The organism is Paenibacillus amylolyticus, from assembly GCF_047302515.1.
GTDB classification, from domain to species: Bacteria; Bacillota; Bacilli; order Paenibacillales; family Paenibacillaceae; genus Paenibacillus; species Paenibacillus amylolyticus_G.
The window spans coordinates 5,589,891-5,609,916 of the sequence record NZ_CP168019.1; the positions used below are offsets into that span (position 1 = coordinate 5,589,891).

Below are 20,026 nucleotides of genomic sequence, written 5' to 3' on the forward strand. Positions count from 1 at the left end.
GGTTTATCACACTTAAGTGGCCGGTCGCTCGTGTGCAGTCTTATGAAAGGATATGCAAATCTGATCCAACTTATACATATTTATATAAAATTTCGTCATGCATATCCAACACAACCAAAGAATCATCTTACTACACTTTACCCACTATGTCCATGCCCACATAAATGCATCCCGATCCCAGGCGATCTGTCCACGATGAAGCTTCCGGAAAGCCTTCTTCACTTCTTTGGACAATGACGAATTGCCGTTCTCATTCATAAAAACAAACTCTTCACCAAAATGGGTCTTCACATATACTATGGCAGCTTCCTGATGAAGTGTTCCTGTGAATTTAATCTCCTGTACCATCCATTCTGCTACACCTTGTGCTGTCTTCTCCACTATATCACCTACTGTCTAAACCTAATGTACGGATAGGCAGACCTCGTATCATGAACATATCTGTCTTCCCGCCAGACTGAAGTATACCATGATCCAACTGCTGACGGGGAACTGTATGATAACTACTTTCAAGCAATACCCGCAATACCCTTAATGAACAACCGTATTCGCTTGCTCACTCCCTTTGGATGGAATAGACGAATCTGTTCGAATGCTCCACACTAACCATGCACAGTAAGCAATCAGTACTGCCAGTATAAAGAGATCGTAAGGAAGTGTACCTGTGTCCTCCAGATCATTCCCTAGAAATTGAATCAGATTATGTATGAAATGAAACAATATAAGCGGTACGATATTTCCGTTCTTCAGCATTAATAACGCCAGTACAGCTCCCAGGAGCAGCGCATAGATCAATTGTATGATTGTATCCGTCATATCCTGACCAGACAATGCGTTCAACAGATGTGTAATCGAAAACAAGATGCTGGAGGTCACAACTGCGGACACTGCACTTTTTTGAAGCAATGTTTTGAAAATAAGCCCCCGATAGATCGTTTCCTCAACAAAAGCTACGAGCAAGGTAAAAAAGATGAAAAAGGCTACCCGTGACAAGCTCAGCTCCCCAAATCCCTTCAGGGCAAGTGTACCCAGTACAAGGAGTAGTGGAATATAATACTTTGCGTGGCCAGCCGGGATACTTCGCAAAGATCGGAAGCCAGTCTCTCCCCACTTGCGCCTTAACGTCAGATAGATCATCAGAACAATTGCGATGGGTGTAAAGGAAATGAGTACAGGGGAAGTGTAGTCCAGTTGTTTTATCGTTGCAATGGCCCCTGCTGCAAATACGGCTAACAGGAGAAACAGCTCAATAATTACAACGGTGAGCACAGGTTTGCGCTCGGAAAAGGAATGTTTTGGCTTGGATCGCGCATTAATCATACATTTGCCACCTCGTTTCATTTATATTTTCCGTTGTCATAAGAACTTATATGCCAATATAGTTGTATCACATCATCTGTACATTGAATATCCCTATTATGGATAAAACTATAAAAGTAACAAAAAAGAGACTTATCCTAACCTCTTTTCCCCTAAAATCAGGTATGGCTTATACCTTTATCTGTCCATTATAGTATTACAATAGTTCAAAGTTGCAGGGGTGTGGCGACTCTTCAGCGTCTTATATCTATGAAGTACCCATAACGATAGACTCACAATGCATAATGAAATCAGGGGGATACTATGAAAGCATTCTTTCAGCGCTGGGGGCATTTACTGGCTATTCTGTGCATACCACTCCAAGGCTCCATTTACGTATTTCTAGGCAGTAACACCGGAAGTGATGTCTTCTACAATTATGCCTGGATTGATACACAGATTCCTTTTCTCAAAGAATTTATTTATCCGTACATTAGCTGGATGCCCATTCTGTATCTTGGATTTCTCTATTTGGGTCTGACGAACAAGTCGCTATTCTGGCGTACGTTGATTACCTATAATGTTGGTGTCATGGCTGCCAATGTCTGTTTTGCGGTGTTCCCTACCCATGTCCCGCGTCCGGAGATCGGCGGAACTGATCTGAGCAGCGTGTTAGTGCAGTTTATCTATACAAATGATGCGCCCTTCAACTGTTTCCCAAGTGTTCACGTTCTGACCAGCTACTTGCTGTTTATTGTGATTAACAGACACTTGAACTTTAAGCCTTTGGCACGGATTTCTTGGTCGGTATGGCTGTGGTTGATTATTGCTTCAACGGTGTTTGTAAAACAGCATTCCTTGCTGGACATCGCTGGAGGCATTTTGTTTGCTGAGGCCGCGTATTGGACTGTACATGTCTTTGCTCTTCGTCTTGGGCAAGTACGAAAAAAAGGCAAGCAGCCACTCACAGCTTCTAACCCAAGCAGTCATGTATAACGACATTTATATAAGTAACAGGTAGGATGATGATCATGCTATACAGCAAAAGAGGGCCTAGGCCCTCTTTTTTTGTACTCATTTAATTAAACCTACTTATATAGAAGAACTTTATTTGGGTTGGACTACGCGTTTCATGCTATAGGTGGCCGTTCATGAAGAAGGTCAGACGGTGGACTTCCGGTTATACGTTTGAATATGCGGTAAAAATAAGACAGATCCCGGTAGCCGAGAAATTCGGCAATTTCCTGGATGGAGAGTTGTGACTCGGTGAGCAGATATATGGCTCGTTTCATCCGTTGATCATGGACATATTGACTGATGGTCTGATTTGTCATGCTTTTGAATAATGCGGCAGCATAATTGGGAGTTTTATTGATCTCGTCCCCGAGTTCTTCCTTCGTCACTTTCTCCCGATAATGCCGCTCAATATATCGCTTCATCCGTTCAACATGATTATGCCTCTCCGGCGGGATAACTCCACGATCAAGCTCCCTGTTCATATAAATCAACACTTCCATCAATAAGGCTTGGCTCATCATGACATAATAAGACGGACGCTCCTGCCATTGTTGATAAATAGCGCTCATGCGTTGATGGATCAGCTCATAACATCCAGGTTTATGCCGCAAAGCCTCATACCGTTCCAGTGCAGGCAGAGTTTCCGTATGGTCGCGTTGCAGTTGAATTACAATCTGTGTGTGCGTTACTGTAGGAATACTCTTGCCGTAATATGGGGTACCACCTGGAATGAGGAGCAATTCACCCTTTTCCATGATCTGTTTATCACCGTTCACCCAATATACACATTTTCCATAAGTAACCAAGCTAAGCCGCCAAGTTTCTTGAGATTGCACAGCTTCTTCGTACCAACCGACACCATTAATATGTCGTACTTCAAGTGGAGTGACCATAACACACCTCATTATCGGACTATACTCTAATCATTGTACTATAGTTCATACCCTGATTCGACAGAAAACGCTACAATACACATATAAGCTTAAATATGAGGAGGAAATTAGCATGTTAAAAACAAAAATTATTTGTACCATGGGACCTGCTTGTGACTCAATCGAATTGTTAAAAGTAATGATTCAGGAAGGTATGACCGTTGCCCGTCTGAACATGGCTCATGGCGAACTGGAAGATCACGTTACACGGATTAACAATATCCGCAAAGCAGCTTCCGAACTGAACACCTATATACCGATCATGATGGACATCAAAGGGCCGGAAGTACGTATCGGTAAACTGAAAGAAGCATCATGCCATCTGCAAGCTGGTAAAGAGCTGATCCTGACTACTGAAGAAATTCTTGGTGACGCTGAGCGTATCTCGGTAAACTATCCGGAACTGAACCTCGTTGTGAAACCTGGCGATCGTATCCTCATCGATGATGGCCTTGTGGATCTGACTGTACTGTCTGTGGAAGGATCCGATATCCATTGTAAAATCATCAGTGGCGGCATTCTGAAACCACGCAAAGGGGTTAACTTGCCAGGAATTAAAACGACATTGCCAGGTGTAACCGAGCGTGACGTTATGCACATCGGATTTGGGATCGAAAACGATATCGAAATTATCGCAGCATCCTTTGTTCGTAAAGGCGATGACATCCGTGAAATCCGCAGCATTCTGAAAGAACGCGGTGTAGACCACGTACAGATCATCTCCAAAATCGAAAACCAGGAAGGTATGACGAACCTGGACGATATTATTGAAGCATCTGACGGTATCATGGTAGCTCGTGGAGATCTCGGGGTTGAAGTGCCGATCGAAGACGTACCAATGATGCAAAAAGAAATGATCGATAAATGTAACCGCGCTGGTAAACCGGTTATCGTAGCTACACATATGCTGGAGTCCATGCAAGTGAACCCACGCCCTACTCGTTCCGAAGTTAGTGACGTGGCCAACGCTGTACTTCAAGGTGCTGACGTTGTGATGTTGTCTGGTGAATCGGCTGCTGGTAAATATCCGGTACAATCCGTGCGCACGATGGCTGCTGTTGCTCGCCGTGCTGAAACAATGATTGATTACAAAGAGCAATTCGCACAAAAATCTGCTCAACAGATCGCTGATATTACTGAAGTTATCAGTCAGGGTGCTGTAAGTTCTTCCCTCGTACTGAATGCAAAAGCAATCATCACTTCGACTGAGAGTGGATTCACAGCACGCATGATCTCCAAGTATCGTCCAAAAGCGCCAATCATCGCAGTTACACAACATGAAGAAGTATTGGCGAAAATCTGCCTGCTCTCCGGTGTTATTCCGGTTATGGGCGACAAAGTAACCACTACGGATGAAATGTTCGAGTCTGCTACGCGTAACGCAATCAAAACTGGTTACATTGAAAAAGGTGACATCATTGTGTTGTCCGCTGGTGTTCCAATCGGTCAATCCGGTAATACAAACCTGATCAAAGTTCAACAAGTATAATTCAATAGCTGAAACTGTAGCTATACATCTTAGCTATAAAATAGAAATACAAAAAACCACCGGGAGCAGAAATGCTTCCCGGTGGTTTTTTGTTGATGTTGTTGCCAATGATCGTGATGTTACAACAGACGGCTTCGAGATTATAGATTCCGCGAGTAATTAACCAGATCCTGTGACATAGTGTTGATCTCATCCATTGAAGCATTCACCTGTTGTGTCAGAGCAGCTTGATTTTGCGTTAACGTGGACATATTACCGATATGTTCAAGAATCTGATCAATCAATGTTTTCATCTTCTGCATGCTATCTTCGATATTTACTGTGGCCTCCGAACTGTGATCAGCCAGTTTCCGCACTTCACCTGCAACGACGCCAAATCCCAGTCCCAGCTCTCCCGCTCGCGCGGCTTCAATGGCTGCATTCAACCCGAGCAGATTGGTCTGACTCGCAATCTCTCGAATAAACACAGTGATATTCTTCGTATCATCTGCACTGCTTTTCACTTGAATGGCTGCATCGGCAGATAATTCCTGTGCAGTCACCAGATCCTGTGCCTGATCGGTAATCGAGTTGATTCCACGTACCATCTCGCCAATGGACTCCGATAATTGTTTTGTTTTCAGATTCATGGCTTCCACGATCTGTTCCTTATTCTTCTCATGGGTGACATCTCGAATGGTTCCAGCTACACGGAGTGGTACTCCATCCTGATCCCTAATGGTCTCCCCACCGGCGTGATACCACCGATACTCCCCGTCTTTGCGCTGCAGACGATAATCCAGATCGTACGGTGTACGACCACTGTAATCGTTCATATGTCTGGCAAATTCGTTGATTGTCCGATCATGGTCTTCCGGATGAAGTCGGCTGCTCCAGCTGCTGAACACATTCGGGAAATCCTGCTCGTCTTTAAACCCTAATTCTTTACGGAACTGGGGTGACCACCAAAATTCATTGTTCGGATTAACTACATCTCCAGCCACAACGGTCATATCCCACGGTGCCTCCACCAAGGCGCGGTTAACCAGATCATATCGGGTGACGAGTGCTTCCAGCTCATCAGACTTGCTCTTCTCCTCATGAATATCAAACATGATGCCCAGAAGTTTGACCGGAACTCCAGCCTGATTTCGGATGACTTGTCCAAGGCATCGGAACCAGCGGATTTCTCCACTTTTTGTAATCATACGGCTGATGACGTTATAGGCAGTTGTTGCTCTTGTGTCATTCACATGTTTCATAATCTCCTGCACCAGTTGAGGTCTGTCATCCGGATATATCGATTTCGCCCAGCTTGCAAATGAATCGGGATAATCCTTGGCATTATGGAAGCCTAACATTTGGCGGAATTCATTCGAAAATGCGACGATATTATTGTTATCCAGTGGATCACCAGCAACAATTTTAGATTCCCATAATCCCACATTCATTGCCTGATTCAGCATTCTAAGACGCATTTCCACGGCTTCGTTTTGTGCTTTCATCATATGTACTGCTTTTTTGATATTACTAGCTATTTCATCAGTATCCTGAAACTCAATGCCATCTTCGATCCATGCGTCATAGTCGCCCTTTTCTGCGTTTGCTACCAGTTTACGACTATACTCCAGTAAATTCTGATGCGCATCTGTACGAAGGTGTTTGGTCGATTCAGTACGTTTACGAAACATGCTCATTTCTCCTCTTAGCTCATATGATATATATTTCGACATTATCAGACATTAAATGTAGAGCAATAGTCTTAATTTTGCATAAAAACAAGAACCAGCGCTGAAACACTGGTTCTTATATTAATTGCCCTTTATCTTTTATGAAAATAAATCTTAAATGACTGCCTCATACCAGCTACCAGCCAAAATTCAGTGTTTTCCCCGTCTCTACCCAAGTTTTGATGCTGCTTAGAATCATCCACCAGCTGCTCTGTGCATTCGCAATAGAAGGATGGTTATCTGTAAATTGATCATTAATCAGTGTCAGCTTCGTACACTCACCTACAGTTTCCAACTGGAAGACCACTCTGGATTGAAGCTCGGCATGATTCGCATGGTACGACGGTCCAGGATGCTCCTGATAACTAAGTCTGGACAGAGGTTCAAATTCTAATATATCTCCATACACATGGACAGTCTCCGCACCATCATTGCCTGGCCCTACATAAGCAAACGGCTGGCCTGGTTGGAAATTGGTGCGAAGTTCGCTGCCGAAAAAGCTGTTCCGTGTGCCGTCTGGTGATATTAGAGCATTCCACACCTCTTCCAGTCCTGCATTGATATAGAATTCATATTTCAGTTCCATGGACTCACTCCCTTTATGTATTGGATAAGCGATCTGCCAACCTCGCACTCCTATCCTATCGTTATACCCCAAAGGCCGTATTGTAAAAACGCGACAACAGGTAAAATATAAGCTCTTTATGTTTTCGGGAATGTTATACCATGATCCAAACGGATTGCGCCCATATAGTGCTTTCCCAGAAGATCAGATATACTAAACTGGAATGAAATAACAGGTCTGTTCAAGGTAATGCGACTAATTTAGAAAGGAAATGAGATATGAGCCAATCAACAAATATTATGGGTATCCCTTTTCCCAATGTCACGATGGATCAAACCGTTGCGATCCTTGATAAAGTCGTAGATCAGGAAAGCAATGAACTCTTCCATGTCATCACAGGTAATCCCGAGATTGTTATGTCCTATCAAAAGAATGCATCTCTTCGGAAAGTCGTCGATCAAGCCGGGTTGGTCACAGCTGACGGTGCTGGCATTGTGATGGTATCCCGTTTTCGGGGCGGTCAATTGACTGAACGGGTAACCGGTTGTGATCTGCTGTTTCGTTTATTGGAGGAAGGCAATCAAAAACACTGGTCATTCTACATGCTGGGAGCAGAGGAAAGTGTCAGTGAAGAGGCCGTGAAAGTTATTGCGCAACGTTATCCGGGAGTTGTTGTAAAAGGTAGACACCATGGTTACTTCCAGACAGATGAGGAACAACAGATTGTGGAAGAGATTTGTACTGCTCAACCAGACTTTCTTATCGTGGCTCTTGGCGCCCCCCATGCGGAACACTGGATTAACAAGTATCGCCACCAGTTGAACGCTCGTGTAGCCATAGGTGTTGGAGGCAGTCTCGATATCGTGGCTGGCAAAACCAAACGTGCCCCTGCGATATGGCAGAAGCTTAACCTGGAATGGCTCTATCGCCTCCTCAGTCAACCTTCGAGATGGCGCAGGCAACTCATTTTACCCCGTTTTGCTGTGCGGGCATTGTTGTTCAGAGAACCTAAATAATGTGAGATGAGCAGGAGGGATGATTCGGATGAAACAGGTAGAACAAGGAGACAGACCAAGTATGGGCCTGTTGAATCTGAATGAAGGTGACCATAAATATCAACTGACACGCCATGCTCCTTCCGAAGCACTTCGCCCTTTTGTTAAACATTACTGGATCGTATCGTGGGATCTGACTGGACTTGAACCGTATCCCCAACATGTCGTGCCTAACCCCTGTGTCAATCTGGTTGTGGAACGGAACAATACGTTTTTCTTCGGACCATCGGGACGTAAATTCTCCTATCTTGTGAGCGGAAAAGGTCGTGTATTTGGCGTGAAGTTCAACCCAGGAGGGTTTTATCCCTTCCTTCGGGTTCCTGTTTCTTCATTGTACGGACAACCGATGAATGTATCCAATATTCTTGACGTCACAGCGGAGTCCTTGGAAGACCGGCTTCTTGGGGCGGGGGTTGATGCGGATAAAACCAGTTACATCGACCAGCTATTGTGTGCACACCTTCCTGCTGAAGATGTTCAAGCGAGAATGGTTCATGATATTGTGCAACAGATCGAACAGAACCGAGAGATGCTGAGAGTGGATGATCTGTCTTCCTATTGGAATATGCATACCCGAAAGCTTCAACGCCTGTTCAATCAGGATGTGGGCATCGGACCTAAAACCGTAATTAAGTTGTATCGTCTGCAAAATGCTGCAGAATGGATGGACCGCGGTCTTCACTGTGACCTGATTAAGCTATCTCAGGATCTTGGATATCATGATCAATCCCATTTCATCCGAGATTTCAAGTCCATTATTGGCAGTACACCAGAGGAGTACTTACACTCTAAACATCCGAATGGTGAGCGCCGAGGGCTGATCAATTAGAAACCTGTCCTGAAAATCAGGACAGGTTAATGACTTCTATGGTATCCCCCGTATGGATTACACCTTCCCGTTCAACCGAGCATACAATCCCACGTTTTTTGCGAGCCGCAGGCACGAATTTTTTACGCAAACCGTCCTGTTCGTAGAATTGTTCAATCATTTTCCCCGGATGTACACAGGGAAGGTTCTCCCCTTCGCATATTAACCCTGTCCCGTTTGGAAATAGGAGCCGCGTTCCAGCAGGCAGTTCCGTCAATCGATCAATGCCACGGACCAGTATATTGGCACCAAGCCACTCTGGACGCACTTCAGGAATGTTCATTTTCTCAGCAATAAGAGCACATTCTTCCTCAGACACAATACTGATCTGGCGGCGATTCGCAATCGGTGTGCCACGCTTGTAGATTTTCTGACGTGAGTCCGCCGGACGAAGCAGACCATAATGACGGTCACCCGGAATTCCTGCAAGCTCAATGTCGATAAAAGGTACAACTCGGGTCACAAATGTGGATGGATCATCAGCCAACATGACGAATTGAACCGTTCCCATAGTAATCTCCTCCCTTTCCTGAGCAATATTACTTCTTTATTGTTCATTATTACCCAATGAATGGATTGTCGACAATCGGCGTATGCTTACCTTTGTAACCATTTTTTAGTTTCAACATCATAATTCAACTGGAAAATGATAAAAATTTTAAATAATACACAATTAAATTGTTACAAATTAAATTTGCTCTTTCCGTTCTTGTTGCAAACATTTATACTAGGATGGACAAGTAAATAAATTACATATCAGAAAGCAAGGTGTTTCCTTTGATTAGTATCATTTTTGTAGCTCTTGTAGCTGTCGAACACTTCTATATTATGGTGATGGAGATGTTTATGTGGACTCGTCCACGCACAATGAAAACCTTTAATCTCACGCCGGAATTCGCCAAATCCACCAAATCTCTCGCGGCCAATCAAGGTCTTTACAATGGATTTCTTGCGGCAGGTCTGATCTGGGGACTCGTATATCCGGATGCTGCCGTTGGACAGCATATTCAGATTTTCTTCCTGGCGTGTGTAATTATTGCGGCTCTTTATGGAGGAGCAACTTCTTCACGGTCGATCATTATCAAACAAGGTTTGCCTGCGATCATTGCGTTGTTGCTAGTTCTGTTCCTGTAATTTCTGTCGAATGGTGCATTGCTTCGATTCATGTTAACTCCTTTATGGTAAGGTATTGAATAGATAGCAGTGTACAATGACCAGAATCGTTCTGGAATTGGAAGGAGAACATGTCATGGGATTGTTTGACAAGCTTCGGCGGCGAAAAAAGGAGAAAGTACCTGCAGGTGGTGCTGTCGAATCGACGAATTACAGTGAAACCATCGTGGGTTTTGTCCTGCTGGAGCGTGACGATTGTGATTTTGACCTCTTCATCAGAAATATGAGTAACGAATGGAATATCGAGATTGAAGAACGCCCGGAGGAGGGCAATCTCTTTTTCGAAGTGAATGGGATGCAGGTGGTATGTGCCCACATTCCTGCGCCTGTGCCTGACCGTGAAGTTGAGGAGAATGCCAAACTCAACATCCTTTGGCGAGAAGCGGAGCAAGTTACCTCACGGCACCAGTCTCAGATTATTGTCTCTGTTCTGAACGCAACAAATGCTATTGATGGACATGTTCTGTTCACTCAAACAGCAAGTGCCTTATTACAGTTGGATCACGCGCTGGCAATATACATGGCCCCACTTGTTGTTGAAGCCAGTCAATATGTCGAAACCAGCCGTGGGATCAAACATGATGAGTTGCCCGTCTCGCTCTGGATTTTCATCGGATTATTCCAAAATGCCGAAGGCGCTTCAGCTTACACTTACGGACTACGTAACTTTGGCAAAGAAGAGATGGAGATTATGCAATCGTCGGAGTCCTTAAGCGATGTATTTGAGATGATGTTTATGACCACAACGTATGTGGTTGAGAACGACGTCACACTGCATGACGGGGAAACACTTGGTTTCTCGGCAGAACAAAAGCTGAGCATTTCCCTTTCCAAAGGTGTAGCTACGGAAGGTAACAGTTTGAAGATTGGATTTTAGCTTACGTAGTTATCTTAACTTTATCTTGTCACAGTTGTAGAAGCCGTCTGGAGTTCATACTCCGGATGGCTTTTAGCTATTCAACCTTCCCTCCAATGACGATATGATAACAATCCCTGAATTTAACTTCCCTAGGAATGAGTAGTCCATAAGAACCACTATATTGTGAATTCAGTTTTCATTCTCGTTATAAAAAGGTATAATTAATAGGCTTATAGTCTCATATATTACATATTATTTTATTATCGAGGAGTTGCCTACATGTCTGTTAGACGTTTGGATTCAACTAAACCTATTATTGAAATTATCTGGGAAGGTATTGTTTCTCCTGAACATGTCGAACAAGCGAATTCAGAAATCCAGAGAATAGCGGAACAATTGGGAAGTTCGTTTGATGTGCTAGTAGATATGCGGAACATGAAGGCTTTCCCTCAGGATACCAAAGAAAAAATTGTGGAACACCAGAAATTACTGACACAGTGGGGTATGAAGCGAGCCAGTGTAGCGGTAGGTGGTGCAATCGCCAAAATGCAATTGAATCGGATTTCCAAAGAATCGGCGCACCAGACTGAATTCCAATGGGAAACGTATGACGAGGCTTTGGCATTTTTGTTGAAATAATATTGAAGTGATACGGCGTAAGTATAAAGAGAGCTACTGATGCTGTACATGGCACAAAGGAAGAGGCGTTCCCCATGAGGAAGCGCCTTTTTCTTTTGCAGTTCCACGTGGCTTACTCAGTTTTGCCAGTGATACGACCGCTCATCATTTAAGATTCAAGTTTACTTACACGCACCATCGTTACCGATGTACCATTTAGGCACTCCTCCACAAATCCTAACCGCTTATATAAGCGAATCGCTTGGTTATCCGGGTCAACACTGAGCGAGACTGCTGCAATTCCCCGCCGTTCAACCTCATCTAATGCGGTCTGAAGCAGTAAGGAACCTACTCCTTTTCCACGTGCATCTTCCGTTACAGCCATCCCCATCTCTGGCGTAGCTGCATTCACATAACCGTATCCCGCATTCTGGTCCGTATAGAATCTTAATGTTATTGAACCTAGTCTCTTGCCTTGCTGGTCAACTGCAACATACCCGAAGTCCCCTTCTCTGCCCCAGTCTTCTACGTATTTGGAGAGTCCGGGAGTATGAATACTTTCGATTGGAAAAGGTTCATCACCTTCTCTTCTATGCAGGGATGCGTATAACATCTCCCACAGAAAGGGGATATCCTGTTCTTCAATAGGGCGTACATAATAGTTGGTTATGATGGTCATGTTTGCTCCTCCTTCAGCTTTTCAAAAAGGCGGTCCATCTCATTCAGATTAAACTCATTGGTAATCTCGTAGTCCTGAAATTTGTCTCTCGTTTTTGCCTCGCTGTAGATTGAGATGGATTTTTCATTATAAAACGTCAGTCCAAATCCATCGGTAAAGCGACCTTCTTTATTAATAGTAAGTCGCCACTCATAGTAATGCGGATTCCTTTCAGAAACGTCGAATTCCCGTAATCTTTTGAGATCAACATCCTTTAATAGCTTCAGCATGTCTCTAATCTCTTTGGGATCTGTAATCGTTATTTCATCATCTTCATTATACGGTTCATTGTCGGAGATTTTCCTAATCGTCAGTCGATCCAATGTATCCAGCATCGTCATATGATCTGTGACCTCTGCTCGAAACGTCGTGTGTTTGCTGGGGATATACTTAGTATATTGACCAGAGGTATACATACGCACTGCAATAGCTAAAAAAACAATAATCATGACGATACCCATAATCATCTTGATTTGTCTACTCATCCCAATCCCCTCTCTAGATCTACATAAAACATATAAATTGGTAATTATTGATATATTCCAGTATAACATCTCACTCCTTCTGTTCCAATGTCATTTCTTATCTCTGGTTCCTCAATTACGATACGTTTTGGGCTACACTAAAATTTAAGGTTTAAATGAACAAGCCGCGTTCTCCCATAGGTGAACGCGGCTTGTTTGTTAACTTTGTTATATTGTTTTATTACCTATTCATAACCAGGTAAGACGATAACCCTTATCCCGAGCATGAATATGACACACGTAGACTTGGCCTCACAACTGATCAAATTACATCAGAAACCTAATTGTTTTCAGCTCAATACACGACCTGCTGATTCTCGGATGACCAGCTCAGGCTTCAGCACAATCTTCTGTGGCTCTTTTTGTTCATCCTTTAACTCTTCAATCAACAGATCTACAGCGCGATATCCCAGTTCTTCAATTGGCTGGGCAACGGTCGTAAGCGGTGGACTGGTTACCGAAGCCAGAATGGTATTATCAAACCCGATAATCGATACATCCTCTGGTACGCGTAGGCCCAGCTCTTTGGCTGCCTGGAGGGCACCGATGGCCTGTATGTCATTACAACAGAACAAACCTGTCGGGTGATCCTTCTCACCGAGCAGCAATAGCGCCTCTTTTTTGGCCGAGCTCAGGTCAGCTGCCGATTCTCGGATCTGATTCGGTTCCAGCGTATGACCTGCCTTAATCAGTGTTTCACGGAATCCACGTACACGTTCCTGACTGCTGCTGACTTTGGACGGTTCCGACAGAACCGCTACACGAGTGTGCCCAAGTTCAAGCAAATGCTCCGCTGCGAGTGCTCCGCCGAGTATGTCGTCAATGGTGACTGTATGAACCGACAGGGATGGCATATGGCGGGCAATCAAAGCGACAGGGATAGACTGCTGCAAGAGGGGTGACAAAATTTCAGCATTATCGATCCCGGTTCCGATCATCATGCCATCGACCCTTTTTTGCTGGAGCAGATTCAGGTAACGCTCTACCCGCTCGTCCTTATTATCCGTACTGCAGATGACCACGCTGTAACCCAATTGACGGCTTCGATCCTCAACGGCTCTTGCGAGTTCTGCGAAATACGGGTTTGAGATGTCCGGTACGAGCAGCCCCAATGTATACGTCTGCTTACCTGTAAGTGCAGCTGCGATCGCGCTGGGTTGATAGTGAAGGCGTTCCATGATCTCCATAATCTCGGCGCGCCGCTTCTCACTGATCTTGCCTTTGCCATTAATGACCTGCGAGACGGTTGCAATGGATACACCCGCCTCGCGTGCGATATCGTATATGGTTGCTTTCATTGTTTTTTTCCCCATTTGTGCTATATATAAATTTCGTTATACATAGATAATTGTTCTCTTCTCATTATGCAGGGGGAAGTCTGCATACGCAACTTGAAGCGAGCACAATGTGCGTAGCATGAACTGTTTTACTTTTTCATCAACCACTCATGGTCAGGGTCATTATGGAATTTCCAGGTCCGGGTTGGTCCAGCCATCACGTTCAGATAGTAGACCTCATACCCCGGAGGAGCACCTACCGGATGATATCCGTCCGGAACAAGCACCACTTCTCCGTTCTTCACTGCTAGCGTCTCATCCACAGAACGATCATCCGTGTATATGCGCTGAATGGCAAACCCCTGCTCAGGCTGCACACGGAAATAATACGTTTCTTCCAGCAAAGATTCATCCGGGAGTGCGTCCCGATCATGCTTATGTGGCGGGTAGCTGGACCAATGCCCATCTGGTGTGAACACCTCAACAACGAGCAAACTGTCCGCTTCCTTTTGTTCCGGCAAAATGTTGTGAATCTGGCGTTCCAGATTACCATACCCTCGCGCCTCTACCCCTACATCTTCGGGTGCAATGAGACGAGCCGGGTGCGTTCCTTTACCGGGTGCAACACATATAGCGATTTCCAGTTCGGTACGTGCTGTGATCTGTACTTGATCGGAAGTTGAGACGTAGACCGAGTACGGAGGTATTTTCTCGAAAACACTCATTCTTTTTCCGATATTATCCCATGTGTGCTCCCGGGTACTTACATTGGCGAAACCACTGAGAAGCACCACACAGAGTTCCTGATCACCGCTCTCACGGGTTAGCGTCTCCCCCTCCGCCAGCTTCGCTACCTGAAAGCCAACATATTCCCACCCCGCCGACTCCGGTGTTACGTTTATAAGTGTACCGTCTCCCTCCGGGTTGACCACGGGTTTCACAATACGTTCTGACATCTTGCCATCCACTCCTTTCTGTAGTCGTCCACAACAACCTGATACTTATAAAAACAAAAACCTGGACTATTCATGCCCTCTATTAGAAAAAGTGACTTTAATCTTCTACTATGGCGTTGCTGTTTGCGATTCCAGTGACACCCCAGGAACTTCACTCAGCTTCACAGGTCTTCCCCGCTCCATGGACAGTTTTGCTGCCAGCGCAATTCGTTCTGCCTGTACTGCATCGTGGCCATCTACGATAACTGGTGTATCATGGAGGATTGCATCGATAAAGAGGGCTGTCTCCTGTACATACGCTTCATTGTAGCGTTCCAGGAAAAAGTGTAACGGTTTGTCGCGCATGAGCCCGGCCGCTGTACTGATCTCAGCCGTATTCGGATGATCATTCGCCGCTGCGGCGCTGCCCATAGAACCAAATACTTCAACACGCTGATCGTATCCGTATACAGCCTGACGGCTGTTATCAATAACACCAATCGCTCCATTGGCAAAAGTCATCGTTACAATCGCTGTATCAACGTCACCATGTTCCGCAAAGACCGGATTGATCAGCACGTTGCCCTGAGCATATACTTCTTCCACTTCACTCCCGGACAGATACCGTGCCATGTCAAAATCGTGGATCATCATGTCCATAAAGATCCCGCCAGACACCCGGATGTACTCCGCAGGAGGCGGACTCGGGTCGCGAGACGTGATTTTGATAATATGCGGATCACCAATCGTACCATCCTGCACATGTGCACGTATCCGTCTGAAGTTGTGATCGAAGCGGCGGTTAAATCCAATTTGCAGCTTCACGCCAGCCTTCTGAACTGCCGCTACAGCCGCTTGGGTCTGTGCCAGATCCATGCTGACCGGCTTCTCGCAGAAGATATGTTTGCCCGCCTGGGCGGCCTGTTCGATCAGCGGCACATGTGTATCTGTTGAAGAACAGATCAGCACCGCGTCTACATTAGGCATCGAGATCAACTCGCTGCTGTTCGTTGTTACAACAGGGATGCCACGACTGGAGGCCCAAGCCTCCAATTCAGGACCTGCAAACAAGTCACTGATTCCCACAATCTCGGCATGCGGGTTACGCAGGAGATTGTCTGCATGAATTTTGCCGATCCGTCCAGCACCGATGATGCCAATTCTCACTTTGTCCTTGCCCATTCCGTTATCCTCCCTATGTGCGTCCATATGGGCTGGGCGTTCCCCTTAGCCCGAGTGATGCTCTGGTTGTTACCAGCGCGCCGTTACCATCTTCTTGCGAGTGTAGAATTCAACACCATCCGTACCATTGGCATGCAGATCACCATAGAAGGACTTTTTCCAACCGGAAAACGGGAAAAATGCCATTGGCGCAGGTACGCCCAGGTTAATACCCAACATGCCCGCATCAATCGTTTCACGGAATTGACGCATACTCGCCCCGCTGCGGGTGAACAGACACGCCCCGTTGGCAAAGTCGGAACGGTTCGCAAGCTCCACAGCTTCCTCTAGCGTAGACACTCTTGCCACCGAGAGTACCGGAGCAAAGATCTCATCCTGCCAAATTTTCATATTGCTATCAACTTGGTCAAATACCGTAGGCCCTACAAAATAACCGGATTCACCTGTCGCCTGATCCTTACGTCCATCCCTGATCAATGCCGCCCCTTCCTGCTCTCCGGCTTCAATGTAACTGAGTGTACGCTCTTTATGTGGTCCACGGATGACAGGACCGAGGAACACGCCCTCATCCATGCCGTTACCAATGCTAATGCGGTCTGCAGCTTCCACCAGCTTTTGTACCAGTTCGTCAGCCACATCACCCACAGCCACAACAACCGCACATGCCATGCAACGCTCCCCTGCTGAACCAAAAGCTGCACTGGTAATCTCTTTCACGGTTAGATCGAGATCGGCGTCTGGCATAACGATGGAGTGGTTTTTGGCACCAGCCAGTGCCTGTACCCGTTTGCCATGCTTGGATGCAGTGGTGTAGACGTATTCAGCTACAGGTTGTGATCCGACAAAGGAGATCGCTTGAACATCCTTATGTTCCAGCAACCCGTTCACGACATCATGCGCACCGTGAACGATGTTGAGCACGCCGTCCGGAAGCCCTGCTTCCTTAAACAGCTCTGCCAGGCGGCCTGCCAGTAGCGGTGTGCGCTCGGACGGCTTCAGGACAAAGGTGTTACCGCACGCAATAGCCAGTGGGAACATCCAGCACGGTACCATCATCGGGAAATTGAATGGGGTAATTCCCCCAATAACACCGATCGGGTAGCGGTACATGCCCGACTCCAGTCCTGTAGCGATATCAGGCAGTTGTTTGCCCATCATCAGATTCGGGGCACCTGCCGCGAACTCGACACATTCAATGCCACGCAATACCTCGCCGTAGGCTTCGGCATAACTTTTACCGTTCTCCAGCGTCACCAGGCGGGCGAGTTCCTCCCAATGTTCAACCAGCAGCTGCTGGTAGCGGAACAGAATACGTGCACGGCGTGGAACCGGTGTGCTGCTCCAGGATTTGAACGCTTCTCGTGCTGTCTGAACCGCCAGATCCACGTCCGCTTGTTCAGACAGTGGCACATGTGCAATAACCTCTTCTGTAGCCGGATTCACCACTGGCTCCGTGCGAGTTGACGCTGGGGTTACCCAGGCACCTCCGATCCAGTTTTGTACCATTGTCGCTGTTGCAGACGCTTCAGAAATTCCTTTTCCCATAGCCCTGTCTCCCTTCGCTTATGTGTGATCCCTTATGTTCAACTTATATCATTGATGTTGATCTGTATGAGTGTGTTATTCAAAGTATTGCAAGTTGCTTCAAGACACGGTAATCTCGCCCCGATTACAACGTTCAATGTAGTCATTTACCTGTTCCACCGTTGGCATCGCATCCGAACAGCTGTGGCTTGAAATGACGATACTTGCTGCGCCACTGCCATAGGCCATACTGCGCTCAATCGTCCAGCCCTGCATCAATCCATACAGGAACCCTGCTGCGTAGGAGTCGCCTGCCCCGAACGTTTTGACCACTTTTGCCGGATAGCTGTCCGCACGGTGAGAAAGCCCTTCACGCGTATAAGCAATGGACCCTTCCTTGCCGTGTTTGATTACTACAATATTTGCTGAGAAATCAAACCATTTCTGTGCAGTCACCTGATCGCTATGATCCGGATTGTGGTCGAATGTCTCCATCATGTCGAACTCTTCACGTGTACCGAGGATGATATCGCATTTCTCAGCTGCGAGGTTGTAATAGACCGCTGTCTCTTCATCTGATGTCCAAGTGTATGGGCGATAGTCTAGATCAAACACAATAACTGTGCCATGTTTTTCCGCATACGTTAGTGCCTGTAATACAGCTTCACGGGATGGGCTCTGCGCGAGGGCTGTGCCTGAGATCAGCAGCACTTTGGAGTCAGCAATCAACTGCTCTTGCACCTCTTGCGCCTGTAATAACAGATCAGCTACATTGTCCCGGTACATCAGGATACTGCAATCCGTTGGGCTTTTGATTTCGGTAAAAGCAAGCCCTGTCACCGCTCCAGTGTCATCTTTAACTACATTTGATGTGTCGATGCCGTTCTTCTCCAAATAACTCTGGATGAATCTGCCCATCTGGTCGCCCGCGATTTTACCGATAAAAGCCGTCTCCATACCCAGTCTGGACATGCCAATCGTAATATTGGCCGGAGAGCCGCCAACATACTTCGTGAACGTCATCGTCTCTTCCATCGGGCGATTGATCTCATTGGCGTTCAAGTCGATGCACAAGCGGCCAATCGCGGTGAAATCCTTCTTCCTGGATACCGGAAAGGATACGTAAGTCATTGCATGTGAGCCCCTTTCTGTAGTGGGATTTTCCATGTTCTATATGGATATCTAGACTAGTTACTCATTCCATCGTAAGAACTCGTAAACGGCTAGAGTAAGTCATTTTTATTTTCCAATCGTAAATTTATACTCTTGCTGGCCTTCTTCCTTTTTCACTTCATAGGTGTGGCCTCTGACCGCTGCAATGCTAAACGAATCAGCTGTGTTGGTATAACGACTCCATATAGTTCAAAGATTGCTTCGCATACTCATATGGGTTATGAATCGCAGGGTCCTGCTCTCCTTCAAGCATCGCCCAGCCATCGTACCCTCGTGTGATCAGTTCTTGCAGAATTGGTGCAAAATCAATGCATCCATCTCCTGGTACGGTGAACACTCCTTTACGAATACAACCGACAAAGTCAGACTGCTCCGCGCGTGCTTCATCCAGCACATGCGGGCGGATATCTTTCAGATGGATATAAGCGATCCGATCATAATGTTTGCGTAGCAGTTCAAGTGGATCGGCTCCGCCATAATAGGCATGACCAGTATCATAGAGCAGGTACACGAGAGAAGGGTCTGTCAGCTCCATCAGTCGATCAATCTCATCCGGTTGCTCTACCACTGTGCCTCCATGATGATGATACGTAAGCTTCAACCCATGTTCGCGGGCAATAGCTCCTGCTTCGTTCAATCCTTCAGCGAGGATATGCCATTCAGATTCGCTGAGTCTGAGCACTTCTTTTTCATTCGGTGTCCGTCTTGGATCAAAATGAAGTGACCCGCCTACCTCCGCCGTACTGATCACCTTACTGCCCATGGATTGCAGAAACTCCGCATGTCTGCGATAACTGTCCAGCTCCGACTGACGATACGCCGGATCGGAGAACAGTACCGATTTCCACTGGGAGACCAACTTGATATTCCTTTGACTCAATTCCTCACGCAATATAGCAGGGTCAGTCGGATATTTACGTCCCATCTCTGTACCTGTCAGCCCAAGACGCTGAATGTCATCCAGAATCTGTGCACACGTTGTCGCGTCACCATGCTCCTTCACATCTTCACCGACCCAATTGATCGGATGAATCCCAAGCTGGAATGGCAGCTTGCTCATTGCTCCACGTCTCCTTTGTCGTTCAACATTGTGGTTCACTATATTAAAC

The 20,026-nt window shown here is 46.1% G+C and carries 21 protein-coding genes; 7 read left to right on the forward strand and 14 right to left on the reverse strand.

Annotation, left to right across the window (positions count from 1 at the left end):
* Positions 1-144: 144 nt before the first annotated feature.
* Entirely contained in the window at positions 145-381 is a 237-nt protein-coding gene (locus ACDJ59_RS24440; RefSeq protein WP_413406429.1) for a DUF6953 family protein, read from the reverse strand.
* 150 nt (positions 382-531) lie between these two features.
* The gene (locus tag ACDJ59_RS24445) at positions 532-1,320 is read right to left on the reverse strand and encodes a CPBP family intramembrane glutamic endopeptidase (RefSeq protein WP_413406431.1); all 789 of its coding nucleotides are present in this window, start codon (positions 1,318-1,320) and stop codon (positions 532-534) included.
* A 303-nt stretch (positions 1,321-1,623) separates the two neighbouring features.
* On the opposite strand from ACDJ59_RS24445, the gene ACDJ59_RS24450 reads away from it, so the two are divergent.
* The gene (locus tag ACDJ59_RS24450) at positions 1,624-2,295 is read left to right on the forward strand and encodes a phosphatase PAP2 family protein (protein ID WP_413406433.1); all 672 of its coding nucleotides are present in this window, start codon (positions 1,624-1,626) and stop codon (positions 2,293-2,295) included.
* Positions 2,296-2,429: 134 nt separating this feature from the next.
* Here ACDJ59_RS24450 and ACDJ59_RS24455 read toward each other — a convergent pair whose 3' ends face one another.
* Positions 2,430-3,209, reverse strand: a complete 780-nt coding sequence (locus tag ACDJ59_RS24455; RefSeq protein WP_036607966.1) for a helix-turn-helix transcriptional regulator — start codon at positions 3,207-3,209, stop codon at positions 2,430-2,432.
* 112 nt (positions 3,210-3,321) lie between these two features.
* Between ACDJ59_RS24455 and pyk the strand changes: the two genes are divergently transcribed.
* Positions 3,322-4,737, forward strand: a complete 1,416-nt coding sequence (pyk, locus tag ACDJ59_RS24460) for a pyruvate kinase (protein WP_036607968.1) — start codon at positions 3,322-3,324, stop codon at positions 4,735-4,737.
* A gap of 140 nt (positions 4,738-4,877) precedes the next feature.
* Here pyk and ACDJ59_RS24465 read toward each other — a convergent pair whose 3' ends face one another.
* Together ACDJ59_RS24465 and ACDJ59_RS24470 are read right to left on the reverse strand one after the other, a co-directional pair.
* Positions 4,878-6,407: a PAS domain-containing protein gene (locus ACDJ59_RS24465; RefSeq protein ID WP_413406436.1), complete on the reverse strand. Its 1,530-nt coding sequence runs from the start codon at positions 6,405-6,407 to the stop codon at positions 4,878-4,880.
* 175 nt (positions 6,408-6,582) lie between these two features.
* Positions 6,583-7,032: an SRPBCC family protein gene (locus tag ACDJ59_RS24470; RefSeq protein WP_017691129.1), complete on the reverse strand. Its 450-nt coding sequence runs from the start codon at positions 7,030-7,032 to the stop codon at positions 6,583-6,585.
* A 257-nt stretch (positions 7,033-7,289) separates the two neighbouring features.
* Between ACDJ59_RS24470 and ACDJ59_RS24475 the strand changes: the two genes are divergently transcribed.
* Together ACDJ59_RS24475 and ACDJ59_RS24480 are read left to right on the forward strand one after the other, a co-directional pair.
* A complete protein-coding gene (locus ACDJ59_RS24475; protein ID WP_413406438.1) occupies positions 7,290-8,027 on the forward strand; it encodes a WecB/TagA/CpsF family glycosyltransferase in 738 nt (245 codons plus the stop codon).
* Positions 8,028-8,055: 28 nt separating this feature from the next.
* Positions 8,056-8,895 carry a DUF6597 domain-containing transcriptional factor gene (locus ACDJ59_RS24480; protein WP_413406440.1) on the forward strand — a complete coding sequence of 280 codons (840 nt, stop codon included), beginning with the start codon at positions 8,056-8,058 and terminating at the stop codon, positions 8,893-8,895.
* A gap of 16 nt (positions 8,896-8,911) precedes the next feature.
* Here ACDJ59_RS24480 and ACDJ59_RS24485 read toward each other — a convergent pair whose 3' ends face one another.
* A complete protein-coding gene (locus ACDJ59_RS24485; RefSeq protein WP_413406442.1) occupies positions 8,912-9,445 on the reverse strand; it encodes an MOSC domain-containing protein in 534 nt (177 codons plus the stop codon).
* Between the two features lie 266 nt (positions 9,446-9,711).
* On the opposite strand from ACDJ59_RS24485, the gene ACDJ59_RS24490 reads away from it, so the two are divergent.
* The 3 genes from ACDJ59_RS24490 to ACDJ59_RS24500 all read left to right on the forward strand — a co-directional run bounded on the left by ACDJ59_RS24490 (position 9,712) and on the right by ACDJ59_RS24500 (position 11,605).
* A complete protein-coding gene (locus ACDJ59_RS24490) occupies positions 9,712-10,068 on the forward strand; it encodes a DUF1304 domain-containing protein (RefSeq protein ID WP_036608019.1) in 357 nt (118 codons plus the stop codon).
* 76 nt (positions 10,069-10,144) lie between these two features.
* Entirely contained in the window at positions 10,145-10,984 is an 840-nt protein-coding gene (locus ACDJ59_RS24495) for a DUF4261 domain-containing protein (RefSeq protein WP_413406444.1), read from the forward strand.
* A gap of 261 nt (positions 10,985-11,245) precedes the next feature.
* On the forward strand, positions 11,246-11,605 hold the full coding sequence (locus ACDJ59_RS24500) for a hypothetical protein (RefSeq protein WP_413406446.1): 360 nt from the start codon (positions 11,246-11,248) through the stop codon (positions 11,603-11,605).
* A 148-nt stretch (positions 11,606-11,753) separates the two neighbouring features.
* Here ACDJ59_RS24500 and ACDJ59_RS24505 read toward each other — a convergent pair whose 3' ends face one another.
* The 8 genes from ACDJ59_RS24505 to iolE all read right to left on the reverse strand — a co-directional run bounded on the left by ACDJ59_RS24505 (position 11,754) and on the right by iolE (position 19,977).
* A complete protein-coding gene (locus ACDJ59_RS24505) occupies positions 11,754-12,263 on the reverse strand; it encodes an N-acetyltransferase family protein (protein WP_413406448.1) in 510 nt (169 codons plus the stop codon).
* Positions 12,260-12,787, reverse strand: a complete 528-nt coding sequence (locus ACDJ59_RS24510) for a hypothetical protein (RefSeq protein ID WP_413406450.1) — start codon at positions 12,785-12,787, stop codon at positions 12,260-12,262. Before ACDJ59_RS24510 ends, ACDJ59_RS24505 begins: the two co-directional genes overlap by 4 nt.
* A 329-nt stretch (positions 12,788-13,116) precedes the next feature.
* Positions 13,117-14,124, reverse strand: a complete 1,008-nt coding sequence (locus ACDJ59_RS24515) for a LacI family DNA-binding transcriptional regulator (protein ID WP_413406452.1) — start codon at positions 14,122-14,124, stop codon at positions 13,117-13,119.
* A gap of 128 nt (positions 14,125-14,252) precedes the next feature.
* Positions 14,253-15,059 (reverse strand): 5-deoxy-glucuronate isomerase, encoded by an 807-nt coding sequence (gene iolB / locus ACDJ59_RS24520; RefSeq protein WP_036607990.1) that lies wholly within the window; start codon positions 15,057-15,059, stop codon positions 14,253-14,255.
* A gap of 108 nt (positions 15,060-15,167) precedes the next feature.
* Positions 15,168-16,220 carry an inositol 2-dehydrogenase gene (gene iolG, locus ACDJ59_RS24525; RefSeq protein WP_413406454.1) on the reverse strand — a complete coding sequence of 351 codons (1,053 nt, stop codon included), beginning with the start codon at positions 16,218-16,220 and terminating at the stop codon, positions 15,168-15,170.
* A 69-nt stretch (positions 16,221-16,289) separates the two neighbouring features.
* Positions 16,290-17,765, reverse strand: a complete 1,476-nt coding sequence (locus ACDJ59_RS24530) for a CoA-acylating methylmalonate-semialdehyde dehydrogenase (protein ID WP_256704413.1) — start codon at positions 17,763-17,765, stop codon at positions 16,290-16,292.
* A gap of 99 nt (positions 17,766-17,864) precedes the next feature.
* Positions 17,865-18,875, reverse strand: a complete 1,011-nt coding sequence (gene iolC, locus ACDJ59_RS24535) for a 5-dehydro-2-deoxygluconokinase (RefSeq protein WP_413406457.1) — start codon at positions 18,873-18,875, stop codon at positions 17,865-17,867.
* 199 nt (positions 18,876-19,074) lie between these two features.
* Positions 19,075-19,977: a myo-inosose-2 dehydratase gene (iolE, locus tag ACDJ59_RS24540; protein ID WP_413406459.1), complete on the reverse strand. Its 903-nt coding sequence runs from the start codon at positions 19,975-19,977 to the stop codon at positions 19,075-19,077.
* Positions 19,978-20,026 lie beyond the last annotated feature (49 nt).

Coding starts and splice junctions, on each gene's coding strand:
- ACDJ59_RS24495 (WP_413406444.1), top strand. CDS start 10,145: ATGACCAGAATCGTTCTGGAATTGGAAGGAGAACATGTCATGGGATTG.
- ACDJ59_RS24465 (WP_413406436.1), bottom strand. CDS start 6,407: ATGTTTCGTAAACGTACTGAATCGACCAAACACCTTCGTACAGATGCG.
- ACDJ59_RS24455 (WP_036607966.1), bottom strand. CDS start 3,209: ATGGTCACTCCACTTGAAGTACGACATATTAATGGTGTCGGTTGGTAC.
- iolG (WP_413406454.1), bottom strand. CDS start 16,220: ATGGGCAAGGACAAAGTGAGAATTGGCATCATCGGTGCTGGACGGATC.
- ACDJ59_RS24485 (WP_413406442.1), bottom strand. CDS start 9,445: ATGGGAACGGTTCAATTCGTCATGTTGGCTGATGATCCATCCACATTT.
- ACDJ59_RS24470 (WP_017691129.1), bottom strand. CDS start 7,032: ATGGAACTGAAATATGAATTCTATATCAATGCAGGACTGGAAGAGGTG.
- pyk (WP_036607968.1), top strand. CDS start 3,322: ATGTTAAAAACAAAAATTATTTGTACCATGGGACCTGCTTGTGACTCA.
- ACDJ59_RS24530 (WP_256704413.1), bottom strand. CDS start 17,765: ATGGGAAAAGGAATTTCTGAAGCGTCTGCAACAGCGACAATGGTACAA.
- ACDJ59_RS24515 (WP_413406452.1), bottom strand. CDS start 14,124: ATGAAAGCAACCATATACGATATCGCACGCGAGGCGGGTGTATCCATT.
- ACDJ59_RS24475 (WP_413406438.1), top strand. CDS start 7,290: ATGAGCCAATCAACAAATATTATGGGTATCCCTTTTCCCAATGTCACG.
- ACDJ59_RS24505 (WP_413406448.1), bottom strand. CDS start 12,263: ATGACCATCATAACCAACTATTATGTACGCCCTATTGAAGAACAGGAT.
- ACDJ59_RS24445 (WP_413406431.1), bottom strand. CDS start 1,320: ATGATTAATGCGCGATCCAAGCCAAAACATTCCTTTTCCGAGCGCAAA.
- ACDJ59_RS24500 (WP_413406446.1), top strand. CDS start 11,246: ATGTCTGTTAGACGTTTGGATTCAACTAAACCTATTATTGAAATTATC.
- iolB (WP_036607990.1), bottom strand. CDS start 15,059: ATGTCAGAACGTATTGTGAAACCCGTGGTCAACCCGGAGGGAGACGGT.
- ACDJ59_RS24480 (WP_413406440.1), top strand. CDS start 8,056: ATGAAACAGGTAGAACAAGGAGACAGACCAAGTATGGGCCTGTTGAAT.
- ACDJ59_RS24510 (WP_413406450.1), bottom strand. CDS start 12,787: ATGAGTAGACAAATCAAGATGATTATGGGTATCGTCATGATTATTGTT.
- iolE (WP_413406459.1), bottom strand. CDS start 19,977: ATGAGCAAGCTGCCATTCCAGCTTGGGATTCATCCGATCAATTGGGTC.
- ACDJ59_RS24450 (WP_413406433.1), top strand. CDS start 1,624: ATGAAAGCATTCTTTCAGCGCTGGGGGCATTTACTGGCTATTCTGTGC.
- iolC (WP_413406457.1), bottom strand. CDS start 18,875: ATGACTTACGTATCCTTTCCGGTATCCAGGAAGAAGGATTTCACCGCG.